Source organism: Herbaspirillum sp. (assembly GCF_035644555.1).
Lineage (GTDB): Bacteria > Pseudomonadota > Gammaproteobacteria > Burkholderiales > Burkholderiaceae_D > Herbaspirillum.
Genome location: NZ_DASQOH010000024.1, coordinates 64,239 through 76,717 on the forward strand (window position 1 = coordinate 64,239; position 12,479 = coordinate 76,717).

The following is a 12,479-nucleotide window of genomic DNA, read 5'->3' on the forward strand; positions in this document are numbered from 1 at the left end:
TCTATAATCGCGCGATTCCCATAGAAGCCCGCCGCGATGTCCAATCACACCTTCCTCTGGCACGACTACGAAACCTTCGGCGCCGTGCCGCGCCGTGACCGTCCCGCGCAGTTCGCCGCCGTGCGCACCGATGCCGAACTCAACGAGATCGGCGAACCCATCATGATCTACTGCAAGCCGGCGCCGGACTACCTGCCCGACCCGGTGTCCTGCCTGATCACCGGCATCACCCCTCAGCACTGCCTGGAACACGGCATCCCCGAACATGCATTCGCCGCGCAGATCGAACAGGCGCTGGGCGAGCCCGGCACCATCGGCGTGGGCTACAACACCATCCGCTTCGACGACGAAGTGACCCGCTTCATGTTCTGGCGCAACCTGATCGATCCCTATGCCCGCGAGTGGGCCAACGGCTGCGGCCGCTGGGACCTGCTGGATGTGGTGCGCCTGACCTATGCCCTGCGCCCCGACGGCATCCAGTGGCCGACCAAGGAAGACGGCAGCGTCAGCTTCAAGCTGGAGCATCTCTCCAAGGCCAATGGCCTGCTGCACGAAACCGCCCACGATGCCCTCTCCGACGTGCGCGCCACCATCGCGCTGGCGCGCCTGATCCGCCAGCACAACCCGCGCCTGTTCGACTTCGCCCTGGCCCTCCACAAGAAGGAAAAGGCCGCCGCCGAAATCGGCCTGCCGGCGGCCAAGCCCTTCCTGCATGTCTCCGGCATGTTCCCGGTGGCGCAGGGCTGCCTGGCGCTGATGTGGCCGCTGGGCATGCACCCCACCAACAAGAACGAAGTGATCGCCTGGGACCTCGGCTACGACCCCGCCGAACTGGCCAGCCTGGACGCCGCCACCGTGCGTACACGCATGTTCACCCGGCGCGATGACCTGCCGGAGGGCGTCGAGCGCCTGCCGGTCAAGAGCATCCATCTGAACAAGTCGCCCATGGTGGTGGGCAGTCTCAAGACCCTCAGCGCCGAACGTGCCGCCGCTCTCGGCATCGACGTCGACACCGCGCTGCGCCATGCCGAACACGCGGCCGCCCTGCCCGACCTGTCGTCACTGTGGCGCCAGGTGTACCAGCGCGAGGGCGAAGAACGGCCCGATGTGGACGAAGACCTCTACGGCGGCTTCATCGGCAACGGCGACCGGCGTCAGCTGACACAGCTGCGCGCCCTGGCTCCGTCCGAGCTGGCCGGTGCCAGCGTGTCCTTCGACGATATGCGTTTGAATGAGATCCTGTTCCGCTATCGCGCCCGCAACTTCCCCGAGACCCTGCGTCCCGACGAAGCCCAGCACTGGGAAGAGCATCGCGCCGCCCGCCTGTTCGAAGGCGCCGGTGGCGCGCGCACCATCGCCCAGTTGTTCGAACAGATCGACCAGTTGCAGGAGCAGGCAGACGACGAGCGCACCCAGGACATCCTGGGTGCGCTCTACGACTACGCCGAAATGATCGCGCCGGCCAACCAGTAAGGGCCCCGCCGGCTGGCCGCTTATTCTGCGGCGGCCTTGCCCTGCGCCTTGAGCTTCATGATGAAGTCGCGCAGGGCCGGTTGAATTTCTTCGAACAGGGGATGCTTGCGGTTCTTCAGCATCACCTCCGAAAACAGCTTCAGCCCCAGCGCCAGCTGCGCGCTGGTATCGCTGTCGAACTGGCCATTACCGCGCAGTCGACCAACGATGCTGAAGATATCGTCATGGTTGCCGGCCTCGAAACTGATGGGCTCATGCAGCGTCTGCCCCCCCGATGCCGTGGCCAGATGTTCCAGGGTGATGCGGTAGCGATGTTCTTTCATGCGCTTCTCCTTGCGTGATCGCGGCTCAGGCCCGCTCCACCGCAACGGCGGCGCGATCGATGATGTCGATGATGGCGTGCAGTTCTTCCTGCTCCAGCTTGCCCTTGGCCAGGCGCGTATGCAGCGCCATGCGGAAGTTCTGGACCGCCCGGCGCAGTTCCGGCGAATCGGCATCCGGACGTTCCTGGCGGCGCAGTTCGAACTTGCGCAGTACCTGCTGCAGTATCTCGGCGTTTTCCTTCTCTTCCAGATGCGCACGGCCCTCGGTGCTGATGGTGTAGAGCTTCTTGCCGCCCTCCTCGCCCTGCACCGAGGCATGGCCCATTTCTTCCAGCAGGGTCAGGGTCGGGTAGATCACGCCCGGGCTGGGGCTGTAGCCACCGCCCACCAGCTGCTCGATGGCCTTGATCATGTCGTAGCCGTGGCGCGGCTTTTCCTGCAACAGGTGCAGCATCACGATGCGCAATGCGCCCTGCTCGAACATGCGCGCACCGCGACCGCCCCCACCGCCACCCTCGCGGCCACGCGGCCCGTGGTGGCCGCGATGGCCCTCTTCATCAAACAGGCCGCCGCCATGGTGCGGACGGTCGTGGCGCTGGTGCACGGGGCCGTGGCCCGGCTGGCCGTGGTGGCCGAATAGATGCTTGAACATGGTGTTTCCTTCTTGTCGGTTTGCTAAAGGCAGCGACTGACGCACGCTGCGTGTCGATCGATATAGCCAAGATATATCTTTATAATGAATATTTCAAGATATATCTTAATCATATTTTTCATTGCATTTGATCAATACATGAAGCAAAAGGCATCACCGTCAGGCTGGCGACATTGAACGACCGGAAGAAGTGCTATGTTCTCTCCGGGGCAGCCACTGCCCTGCATACCACGACAACAGGAGACCCCATGACCCCGACCGCCCCCATCGGCCGCTTTCACATTCCCGAACTCGACGAGCTTCCCGAGGACATCCGCCAGCGCATCCTGACAGTGCAGGAGAAGTCAGGATTCATCCCCAACGTCTTCCTGGTCCTGGCGCACCGCCCCGACGAATTCCGCGCCTTCTTCGCCTATCACGATGCCTTGATGGACAAGCCCGGCAAGCTCACCAAGGCCGAGCGCGAGATGATCGTGGTCGCCACCAGCAATGCCAACCAGTGCCAGTACTGCGTGGTGGCGCATGGTGCGATCCTGCGCATCCGCGCCAAGGACCCCTTGCTGGCCGACCAGGTCGCGATCAACTACCGCAAGGCCGACATCAGCCCGCGGCAAAAGGCCATGCTGGATTTCGCCATGAAGGTTTCGGCCAGCGCCTGGGCCGTCAACGAAGAGGATTTCGCCCTGCTCAGGGAGCAGGGCTGGGGAGAGGAGGAAGCGTGGGACATCGCAGCCATCGCGGCCTTCTTCGGCATGTCCAACCGACTGGCCAACGTGACCAGCATGCGTCCCAATGAAGAGTTCTATCTGATGGGGCGAGTCCCCCTGCAATGATGTCGCGCAGACGGGCTCAGGGCCTTCCGGCCTGCCAGCGCGCCACCCGCTCCAGGCAGGCGCGCAGGTCACCCTGCACCAGTTCGGCGGCATGTGCCAGCATGAGGTTACGCGGCAGGCCGAAGTCCTCGATCTGCATGCCCTCGCGGCAGTAACCGGGCTCGCCCTGCGGCACCTGCGCCAGCAGATCCTGCGCCGGCGTGTTGTAGCACCACACCTTCTTGCCGCGCCCGACCGCGTAACCGATCTCGAAGACCGTGCCCGAATCCGGCTCGTGCCCGCGGAAGTCGCGCACATTGGCCACCACCGCATCGGCCGATTCGATCAGGGCCACATTGACCTCGTAGATGCGGCGGGCGATCTCGGCCTTGCTCCCACCCTGTACCTCGTCATCGCCCGGACACAGCGGCACCAACCCCAGTTCCCCACACCATTGCCTGATGCGCGCCTTGTGCGCGGCATAGTCGCGCGCGAAGACATCGGGACCGGCGAGGTAGATGCGGGGCAGTCGGGTCATGGCGTTTCCTGTGGGTGTCATCCGGAGCCGGCAGCTTACGCCAACTCAGAAGCGGCCGCCATGTTCTCCGCCCGGTCGAAGTCGGCGGCGAAGTCGTCCACCTGCACGTAGAGGTCGCCATAGTGGGCGAAGGCGTCCAGTGCTTCCTTTTCCTGCGCCGAGATCAACTCCCGCTGCAGGGCCAGTGCACTCCAGGCCGGCAGCTCCACCAGGCTTTGCGGCATCGGCGGCAGGCGGTAGTCCCGGATCTGCAGCTTGAGCCGCTGCTCCAGCTGCTGCACCACCGGCGCCAGCGCAAAGGCCTGTTCGGCGCAGGCCAGCGGATCATCCTCGCGCGGCAGGTAGGCATCGGCCAACAGGCGGTCACGGTGCTCACCGGGAGTCTGCATGGCCTGCGCCACCAGCGTGCCGAGCACGTCCGAGGGCTTGTGATAGCACCGCCCCAGCGGGAAGATCAAAGTACGCAGCACCAGCGCCGCCGGCCGGTCAGGAAAGTTGTGCAGGATGTCGATGATGGCTTCCTGCGCCCGGTTCAGGGCATCCTGCACCGACCAGTGCACGTAGGGCAGGTCAGCTTCCTGACGACCGTCATCCTCGAAGCGCTTCAACGCCGCCGACACCAGGTACAGCTGCGAGAGCACGTCGCCCAGTCGTCCCGAGATGCGTTCGCGGAACTTCAGGCTGCCGCCCAGCACCGCCATGCTGGCATCGGTCAGCAGGGCCAAGGCCGCCGACAGGTGGGCCACGGCGCGGTAGTAGCGCCGCGTGGCACGGGCCGCCTGCGAGGGTGCCGGCAGCAGCCAGCCGCCGCTGAGGCCGCCCACCAGGCTGCGCGCCGCATTGGCCGCCGCGAAGGACAGGTGGGAGAACAGCAGGCTATCGAACGCCTGCACCGCACGGTCGCGATCCTCGATCGAGACAACTGCCATTTCCTGCAGCACATAGGGATGGCAGCGGATCGCGCCCTGGCCGAAGATGATCAGGCAGCGGGTCAGGATGTTGGCGCCCTCCACCGTGATGGCAATCGGAACCTGCTGGTACACCCGCGCCAGGAAATTGCCCGGCCCCATGCAGATGCCCTTGCCGCCGATCACGTCCATGCCGTCATTGACCACCATGCGCCCGCGCTCGGTGACGTGGTACTTGGAGATGGCGGAGATGACCGAGGGCTTCTCGCCCGCATCCACCGCCAGCGCGGACAGCCGGCGCGTGGCATCCATCATGTAGAGATGCCCGCCCATGCGCGCCAGCGCTTCCTGCACCCCTTCGAACCGGCCGATCTCGATCTTGAACTGGCGCCGCATGGCGGCATAGGCGCTGGTACCGCGCACCGCCAGCTTGGAAAAGCCGACGCTGGAGGATGGCAAGGAAATCGCCCGCCCCGCCGCCAGGCATTCCATCAGCATGCGCCAGCCGCGCCCGACCTGGAGCCCGCCGCCGATCACCCATTCCATCGGGATGAAGACATCGCGCCCCTCGGTCGGGCCGTTCTGGAACACCGCATTGAGCGGCCAGTGGCGGCGACCGGTGATCACGCCCGGATGAGTGGTGGGGATCAGCGCGCAGGTGATGCCCAGTTCGATGCCGCCGCCCAGGATGCAACTCGGATCGCGCGCCCGGAAGGCCAGGCCGAGCACAGTGGCGATCGGTGCCAGCGTGATGTAGCGCTTGCTCCAGGTGACCCGGAAGCCCACGGTCTCGCGTCCCTCGTACTCACCCTTGCAGACGATGCCGATGTCGGGAATGGCAGCCGCATCCGATCCTGCATAGGGACTGGTGAGCGCGAAGCAGGGAATCTCCAGCCCCTGCGCCAGACGCGGCAGATAGTGGTTCTTCTGCGCCTCGGTGCCGTAATGCAGCAGCAGTTCGGCCGGCCCCAGCGAATTGGGCACCATCACCGCGATGGCGGCAGCCGAACTGCGCGAGGCCAGCTTCATGACCACCTGCGAATGCATGTAGGCCGAGAATTCCTTGCCGCCATACTGGCGCGGAATGATCATGCCCAGGAAACCACGCTCCTTGATGAACTGCCAGGCCTGCGGCGGCAGGTCCTGGGTCTTCACGCTGGTATCCCAGTCACTGACCATGGCGCACAATTGCTCCACCTCGTTATCGAGGAAGGACTGCTCCTCTTGCGTGAGGCGCGGTGCCGGCAGCTTGAACAGGCGTTTCCAGTCGGGCTTGCCGGAGAACAGCTCGGCATCCCACCAGACGGTGCCGGCCTCGATGGCATCGCGTTCGGTTTCCGACATGCGCGGCGCATTCGCGGCCAAGGCATCCAGCGCGGGGCGCGTGACCAGTACCTGCCGCACCGACTTGATGGCCAGCATCAGGGTCGGTGTAAAGAACAGGATAGCCAGCAGTACGCACACCGGCCAGCCGATATCGGCCAGGACCGCGCCCAGGCCAATCAGTACAGCCTCGGCGGCCAGCCAGACCCCGGCGCTGACGCGCGCCATCATCAAGGCCAGCGCGCTTGCGATGAGAAGGATGAGCCAGATGATCATGTGTCGCCTCCTATGTTGTTGTGTTTGTTGGGGATGGGGTGAAAGCAGATGCAGCCAGTGTGGCACCGAATGCGCGTAGCGCCAAGCGTACGGGGGGCACGAAGATCGTCCTGCAGGTTTGCTGACCGGCGCGCCTCTTGCACCATATCGTGCCGGCTCAGCGGGGGGAATCGGACGGACTCCGCCCGCCCCCGTCAGACAACGCCGGACAGCCGGCCCCCCATGTCATCCATTACAATCCCGGCATTGCAGACAGGCTGCCGCAGAGGATGGAATCATGAAATGGGAAGGCAATCGCGAGAGCGACAACGTGGAAGACCGCCGTGGCGAGGGCGGCGGGGGTGGCGGCTTCGGCCTGGGCGGACGCTCGATCGGCCTGGGCACCGTGGCCGTGGCACTGGTGGCGTCGTACTTCCTGGGCATCAACCCGCTGACCATGCTCAATCTGCTCTCCGGCGGGGGCGGCCCGGTACCGGTGCAGCAACAGGCACCGGCCCACAAACCCTCGCCCAACGACCAGATGGCGCGCTTCGTTTCCACCGTGCTGGCCGACACCGAAGACACCTGGGGCCAGATCTTCGCCGCCAACGGCAAGCAGTATGCGCGGCCCAAGCTGGTGCTGTTTTCCGGCAGCACGCCGACCGCCTGCGGCACCGGCCAGACCGCCACCGGTCCCTTCTATTGCCCGGGAGACCAGAAGGTCTACATCGACCTGTCCTTCTATGAACTGATGAAGCAGCGTTTCAAGGTCTCCGGCAACTTCGCCCAGGCCTATGTGATCGCCCATGAAGTCGGCCACCATGTGCAACACCTGATGGGCATCTCCGACAAGGTCGATGCGGCCCGCCGCAATGCCAGCGAAAAGCAGGCCAATGCCATGTCGGTGCGACTGGAACTGCAGGCCGACTGCTTCGCCGGGGTCTGGGCCTTCCACGCCAACCAGGCGCGCCACATCCTGGAAGAAGGCGATATCGAAGACGCCCTGCACGCCGCCTCCGCCATCGGCGACGACGCCCTGCAGCGCCAGGCGCGCGGCGTAGTGGTGCCGGACTCCTTCACCCACGGCACCTCCGCCCAGCGCGTGACCTGGTTCAAGCGCGGCATCAACGAAGGCAAGGTCAGCGCCTGCAATACCTTCGCGGCCAAGGAGCTGTGAACCGATCCTGAACGCAGCTTGAGTGCACCGTATCTACCATCGAACACGACAACACAACGAGGAGACTGAACCCATGACCCTGTCCAACTGGTGCATCCTGATCGCCGGCCTGATGCCGGTGTTCACCATCGCGGTGGCCAAGCGCGGTCGCAAGGACTTCGACAACGCCGAACCACGTGCCTGGCTGGACCAGCAGACCGGTGTGCGTCGTCGCGCCGACTACGCCCACCGCAACCACTTCGAGGCCTTCCCCTTCTTCGCCGCCGCCGTGCTGGTGGCCCAGCATGCCGGTGCGGCCCAGGGCCAGATCGATATCGCCAGCGTGGTCTTCATCGCCGCCCGCCTGCTCTATACCCTGTTCTACCTGAACGACAAGCCCTCGGCCCGCTCGGCGGTCTGGGCGGTCGGCTACCTGAGTGTGATCGCGCTGTTCGTCATCGCCGCCCGCGCCTGACCGGGAGCCCACCATGAGCCACCCCGCCGCCGAGCAACTGGCCCCCATGCGCGAGGCCCTCACCGCGCTGTGCGAGCAACGCGCCAGCATCGCCACCCTGTGCGCCACCTGGCGCGCCCGTGACGACGTGATGCAAGCCCTTCCACCCCGTTACCAGCAGGTTGCCGAAGACCTGCTGGGCCGCCTCGAAGCCGGCAGCCTCTTCACCGAGGAAAGCTGTTCCTTCAGCCAGAAGGACCTCACCGACAGCCTCGCCACCTGGCTGGACAAAGCCGGTCAGACCCTGTCAGCAAGCTGACCCGGTCTGACCTGCTCCACCGGAAGAACTAGTTCTTCCGGCGGGCAGCCTGGCCTTGCTGCCCCCCTCTTCTCCCTTCCCCCGCCTCTCCGTCGGACCGATGTTGCCGGCCTGCACCGATCGCTAAGCTGGACCCATCGATCAACATCCGCAGGAGGCTCCATGTCCGACCAGCGCAAGGCCTATGGCGTGCTGGGTTCCAGTACGCTCGCATTCACCGTCTGTTTCACCATCTGGGTGATGTTCGGGGTCATCGGCATCCCCATCAAGAATGCCCTGCACCTGAACGAAACCGAATTCGGCCTGCTCACCGCCATGCCGGTGCTGACCGGCTCCCTGATCCGGGTGCCGCTGGGCATCTGGACCGACCGCTATGGCGGACGCATCGTGTTCTTCATCCTGATGCTCTGCACGGTGGTGCCGATCTGGCTGATCTCCTACGCCACGGCGTTCTGGCATTTCCTGGTACTGGGCCTGTTCGTGGGCCTGGCCGGGGGCTCCTTCTCGGTCGGCACGCCCTACGTGGCGCGCTGGTTCAAGAAGGAGCGCCAGGGCCTGGCCATGGGCGTCTTCGGCGCCGGCAACTCGGGCGCGGCCGTCAACAAGTTCATCGCGCCGCTGCTCATCGCCGCCGGTGGCTGGGTGCTGGTGCCCAAGGTCTATGCCGGCCTGATGCTGGCGGCGGCGCTGGTGTTCTGGCTGTGTTCGGCGACCGATCCCGATCACCAGGTCAGTTCCGATACCGGCTTCATGGACCAGGTGCGCATGCTCAAGGACCCCAGGGTATGGCGCTATTGCCAGTATTACTCGGTGGTCTTCGGCGGCTACGTCGGCCTGAGCCTGTGGATGGTCAAGTACTACGTCACCGAATATGGATTCGACATCAAGACCGCCGCCCTGCTGGCGGCCTGCTTCTCGCTGCCGGGCGGCGTGCTGCGCGCCGTGGGCGGCTGGCTCTCCGACAAGTACGGTGCCTACCAGGTCACCTGGTGGGTGATGTGGGTCTGCTGGGTGGCCTTCTTCCTGCTGTCTTATCCACAAACCGATTTCACCATCCAGACCGTGGGCGGCACCAAGACCTTCCACCTCGGCCTGAACCCGGCGCTCTTCACGGTACTGCTGATGGTGGTCGGCGTGGCCATGGCGGTGGGCAAGGCCTCGGTCTTCAAGTTCATCTCCGACGACTACAGCAGCAACATCGGCGCGGTCTCCGGCATCGTCGGCCTGGCCGGCGGGCTGGGCGGCTTCATCCTGCCGATCCTGTTCGGCCTGGTGCTGGACGTCACGGGCGTGCGCAGCTCCTGCTTCATGCTGCTCTACGGCACGGTCTGCATTTCGCTGGTGTGGATGCACTTCCAGTTCCGCCGCCCTGCCGTGCAGGCCGCTCCCGCCCCCACCGATCTCTTTCATTCCAAGGACGCTTCATGAATCACGTACTCGATCGCTGGGAGCCGGAAAACCCGGACTTCTGGCGCAAGCAAGGCGAGCCGGTCGCCAACCGCAATCTCTGGATCTCCATCCCCTGCCTGATGCTGGCCTTCGCAGTCTGGATGCTGTGGAGCGTGGTGGCCGCCAACCTGGACAAGGCCGGCTTTCACTTCAGCAAGGACCAGTTGTTCTTCCTGACGGCCTTGCCGGCCCTCTCGGGCGCCACGCTGCGCATCTTCTATTCCTTCCTGGTGCCGGTGTTCGGCGGGCGCCGCTGGACCGCCATTTCCACCGCCAGCCTGCTGATCCCGGCCTTCGGCATGGGCCTGGCCCTGCGCGACCCCGGCACCAGCTACTCCACCCTGCTGGGCCTGGCGCTGCTGTGCGGGCTGGGCGGCGGCAATTTCAGTTCCAGCATGGCCAACATCAGCTTCTTCTTCCCCAAGGCGCGCAAAGGCTACGCCACCGGCATGAATGCCGGCATCGGCAACCTGGGCGTCTCGGTGGTGCAACTGGTCACGCCGCTGGTGATTTCCTCGGCCGTGTTCGCCACCTCCATCGCCGGCCAGGGAGTACTCTTCCATGATCCCAAGAGCGGCCTGGACAGCAGCTACTGGCTGGCCAATGCCGGCTTCATCTGGGTGCCCTTCATCGTCGCCGCCACCCTGGCAGCCTGGTTCGGCATGAACGATATCGCCTCTGCCCAGGCATCGCTGGCCGACCAGGCGGTGATCTTCAAGCGCAAGCACAACTGGCTGATGTGCTGGCTGTATGTCGGCACCTTCGGCTCCTTCATCGGTTTTTCGGCGGCGTTTGCGATGTTGATCAAGGCCCAGTTCCCGGAGGTGGAAGTCGCCCGCTTCGCCTTCCTCGGCCCGCTGGCCGGTGCCCTGGCGCGCCCTCTGGGCGGCATGATCTCGGACCGCATCGGCGGCGCGCGCGTCACGCTGTGGGTGTTCCTGGCCATGGGGCTGACCATCCTGCTGGGCATCCTGCCGGCCCTGCATACGCACCAGTTCACGCTGTTCCTGGCCTCCTTCATCGGCATGTTCATCCTTACCGGACTGGGCAATGGCTCGACCTTCTGCATGATTCCCATCATCTTCCAGACCGAGCGCGAGCGCGCTGCCGCGGGACAAGGCGAGGCAGCGCAACAGCAGGCCCGCCTGGATGCGGGCAAGGAATCGGCGGCCGTACTGGGTTTCTCCGGAGCCATCGGCGCCTATGGCGGCTTCTTCATCCCGCAGAGCTTCGGCACCTCCATCAGGATGACCGGCGCGCCGGACATGGCGATGGTCGTCTTCGTCGGCTTCTATGCCAGCTGCATGCTCATCACCTGGTGGTACTACGCCCGCAAGGGCGCGCCCATGCCGTGCTGATCCTAGTTCTTTCGAACTAGCCCGCCTCCGCCGCCTGGATGGCTGCCCCGACCAAGCCGGCGAATAGGCAGGGACGGGGCGCCTGCCTACACTTTCCAATCATCAAGACTGCCCATATCGAAAACGCAGGTGGGGTACTCACCCACGCAACCGAGGATTCACGATGAGTCATTTTCTGGACCGATTGAAGTTCATGTCGCGGGTGAAGTCCACCTTCGCCGATGGACATGGCGCCGTGGTCGACGAAGACCGCCAATGGGAAAACGCCTACCGCAGCCGCTGGCAGCACGACAAGGTGGTACGCTCCACGCACGGGGTCAACTGCACCGGGTCCTGCTCCTGGAAGGTCTACGTCAAGAACGGCCTGATCACCTGGGAAACCCAGCAGACCGACTATCCCCGCACCCGTCCCGACCTGCCCAACCACGAGCCGCGCGGCTGCCCGCGTGGCGCCTCCTATAGCTGGTACGTCTACTCCGCCCAGCGGGTGAAGTACCCGATGATCCGTGGCCGTCTCATGCAACTGTGGCAGGAGGCGCGCCGCACCCTGGGCCCGGTCGAGGCCTGGGCCGCCATCACCAGCGACCCCGCCCGCGCAAAAAGCTACAAGTCGGTGCGCGGCCAGGGTGGCTTCGTGCGGGCCGACTGGGATACCGCCAACGAAATCATCGCCGCCGCCAACGCCTATACCATCAAGCAGTACGGCCCGGACCGGGTGATCGGCTTCTCGCCCATCCCGGCCATGTCGATGGTGTCGTACGCGGCCGGCGCCCGTTACCTGAGCCTCATCGGCGGCGTGGCCCTGTCCTTCTACGACTGGTACTGCGACCTGCCGCCCGCCAGCCCGCAGATCTGGGGCGAGCAGACCGACGTGCCGGAATCGGCCGACTGGTACAACTCCACCTACCTGATGGTATGGGGCTCCAACGTGCCGCAGACCCGCACCCCCGACGCCCACTTCTACACCGAGGTGCGCTACAAGGGCACCAAGACCGTGGCGGTGTCCTCGGACTTCGGCGAGATGGTCAAGTTCGGCGACATCTGGCTGGCCCCGCGCCAGGGCACCGATGCCGCGCTGGCCATGGCCATGGGCCATGTGATCCTCAAGGAATTCCACCTGCAGCGCCCCTCGCCCTACTTCCGCCACTACGTCCGGCAATACACCGACCTGCCCATGCTGGTGCGACTGGTGGAACGCGACGGCCGCTACCTGCCGGAGCACCTGCTGCGCGCCTCGCAAATGCCCGGGCAGCTGGAAGAAGCCAACAACGCCGACTGGAAGACCCTGGCCATCGATGCCACCACCGGCCAGATCGTTGCGCCCAACGGCTCCATCGGTTACCGCTGGGGCGAAGGCCAGGCCAACGACGGCGCCAAGCTGGGCCGCTGGAATCTGGAGAGCAGGGACGGTCATTCCGGTCGCGAGATCGAGCCGCTGCTCTCGCTGGTGGACCAGCAC

Annotated in this window: 12 protein-coding genes; 8 read left to right on the forward strand and 4 right to left on the reverse strand. The window is 65.2% G+C overall.

The window, feature by feature from the left end:
• The first annotated feature begins 36 nt into the window (after positions 1-36).
• Positions 37-1,473 (forward strand): exodeoxyribonuclease I, encoded by a 1,437-nt coding sequence (sbcB, locus tag VE092_RS07395; RefSeq protein WP_324875337.1) that lies wholly within the window; start codon positions 37-39, stop codon positions 1,471-1,473.
• A 20-nt stretch (positions 1,474-1,493) separates the two neighbouring features.
• On the opposite strand, the gene VE092_RS07400 is transcribed toward sbcB, so the two are convergent.
• Together VE092_RS07400 and VE092_RS07405 are read right to left on the reverse strand one after the other, a co-directional pair.
• Positions 1,494-1,796 (reverse strand): DUF3861 domain-containing protein, encoded by a 303-nt coding sequence (locus tag VE092_RS07400; RefSeq protein ID WP_324875339.1) that lies wholly within the window; start codon positions 1,794-1,796, stop codon positions 1,494-1,496.
• 25 nt (positions 1,797-1,821) lie between these two features.
• Entirely contained in the window at positions 1,822-2,448 is a 627-nt protein-coding gene (locus VE092_RS07405; RefSeq protein WP_324875341.1) for a PadR family transcriptional regulator, read from the reverse strand.
• A 248-nt stretch (positions 2,449-2,696) separates the two neighbouring features.
• Here VE092_RS07405 and VE092_RS07410 point away from each other — a divergent pair, with 248 nt between their 5' ends.
• The gene (locus VE092_RS07410) at positions 2,697-3,281 is read left to right on the forward strand and encodes a peroxidase-related enzyme (RefSeq protein ID WP_324875343.1); all 585 of its coding nucleotides are present in this window, start codon (positions 2,697-2,699) and stop codon (positions 3,279-3,281) included.
• Between the two features lie 16 nt (positions 3,282-3,297).
• Here the strand turns inward: VE092_RS07410 and VE092_RS07415 are convergent, their stop codons facing one another.
• Both VE092_RS07415 and VE092_RS07420 read right to left on the reverse strand, forming a co-directional pair.
• Positions 3,298-3,798 carry a nucleoside 2-deoxyribosyltransferase gene (locus tag VE092_RS07415; RefSeq protein WP_324875345.1) on the reverse strand — a complete coding sequence of 167 codons (501 nt, stop codon included), beginning with the start codon at positions 3,796-3,798 and terminating at the stop codon, positions 3,298-3,300.
• A 35-nt stretch (positions 3,799-3,833) separates the two neighbouring features.
• Complete coding sequence (locus VE092_RS07420; protein ID WP_324875347.1) at positions 3,834-6,305, reverse strand: acyl-CoA dehydrogenase; 2,472 nt, start codon at positions 6,303-6,305, stop codon at positions 3,834-3,836.
• 277 nt (positions 6,306-6,582) lie between these two features.
• Here VE092_RS07420 and ypfJ point away from each other — a divergent pair, with 277 nt between their 5' ends.
• The 6 genes from ypfJ to VE092_RS07450 all read left to right on the forward strand — a co-directional run.
• Entirely contained in the window at positions 6,583-7,461 is an 879-nt protein-coding gene (ypfJ, locus tag VE092_RS07425; protein WP_324875349.1) for a KPN_02809 family neutral zinc metallopeptidase, read from the forward strand.
• A gap of 73 nt (positions 7,462-7,534) precedes the next feature.
• On the forward strand, positions 7,535-7,915 hold the full coding sequence (locus VE092_RS07430) for an MAPEG family protein (RefSeq protein WP_324875350.1): 381 nt from the start codon (positions 7,535-7,537) through the stop codon (positions 7,913-7,915).
• A 13-nt stretch (positions 7,916-7,928) separates the two neighbouring features.
• Entirely contained in the window at positions 7,929-8,213 is a 285-nt protein-coding gene (locus VE092_RS07435) for a hypothetical protein (RefSeq protein WP_324875352.1), read from the forward strand.
• Between the two features lie 162 nt (positions 8,214-8,375).
• Positions 8,376-9,641 (forward strand): nitrate/nitrite transporter, encoded by a 1,266-nt coding sequence (locus tag VE092_RS07440; RefSeq protein WP_324875354.1) that lies wholly within the window; start codon positions 8,376-8,378, stop codon positions 9,639-9,641.
• Positions 9,638-11,020: a NarK family nitrate/nitrite MFS transporter gene (locus tag VE092_RS07445; protein ID WP_324875356.1), complete on the forward strand. Its 1,383-nt coding sequence runs from the start codon at positions 9,638-9,640 to the stop codon at positions 11,018-11,020. The genes VE092_RS07440 and VE092_RS07445 overlap by 4 nt, the downstream gene beginning before the upstream one ends.
• A 163-nt stretch (positions 11,021-11,183) precedes the next feature.
• Positions 11,184-12,479: molybdopterin-dependent oxidoreductase (locus VE092_RS07450; RefSeq protein ID WP_324875358.1), on the forward strand; the 1,296-nt coding region annotated here is incomplete at its 3' end.

Coding starts and splice junctions, on each gene's coding strand:
- VE092_RS07445 (WP_324875356.1), top strand. CDS start 9,638: ATGAATCACGTACTCGATCGCTGGGAGCCGGAAAACCCGGACTTCTGG.
- VE092_RS07410 (WP_324875343.1), top strand. CDS start 2,697: ATGACCCCGACCGCCCCCATCGGCCGCTTTCACATTCCCGAACTCGAC.
- VE092_RS07400 (WP_324875339.1), bottom strand. CDS start 1,796: ATGAAAGAACATCGCTACCGCATCACCCTGGAACATCTGGCCACGGCA.
- VE092_RS07405 (WP_324875341.1), bottom strand. CDS start 2,448: ATGTTCAAGCATCTATTCGGCCACCACGGCCAGCCGGGCCACGGCCCC.
- VE092_RS07415 (WP_324875345.1), bottom strand. CDS start 3,798: ATGACCCGACTGCCCCGCATCTACCTCGCCGGTCCCGATGTCTTCGCG.
- VE092_RS07430 (WP_324875350.1), top strand. CDS start 7,535: ATGACCCTGTCCAACTGGTGCATCCTGATCGCCGGCCTGATGCCGGTG.
- VE092_RS07440 (WP_324875354.1), top strand. CDS start 8,376: ATGTCCGACCAGCGCAAGGCCTATGGCGTGCTGGGTTCCAGTACGCTC.
- sbcB (WP_324875337.1), top strand. CDS start 37: ATGTCCAATCACACCTTCCTCTGGCACGACTACGAAACCTTCGGCGCC.
- ypfJ (WP_324875349.1), top strand. CDS start 6,583: ATGAAATGGGAAGGCAATCGCGAGAGCGACAACGTGGAAGACCGCCGT.
- VE092_RS07435 (WP_324875352.1), top strand. CDS start 7,929: ATGAGCCACCCCGCCGCCGAGCAACTGGCCCCCATGCGCGAGGCCCTC.
- VE092_RS07420 (WP_324875347.1), bottom strand. CDS start 6,305: ATGATCATCTGGCTCATCCTTCTCATCGCAAGCGCGCTGGCCTTGATG.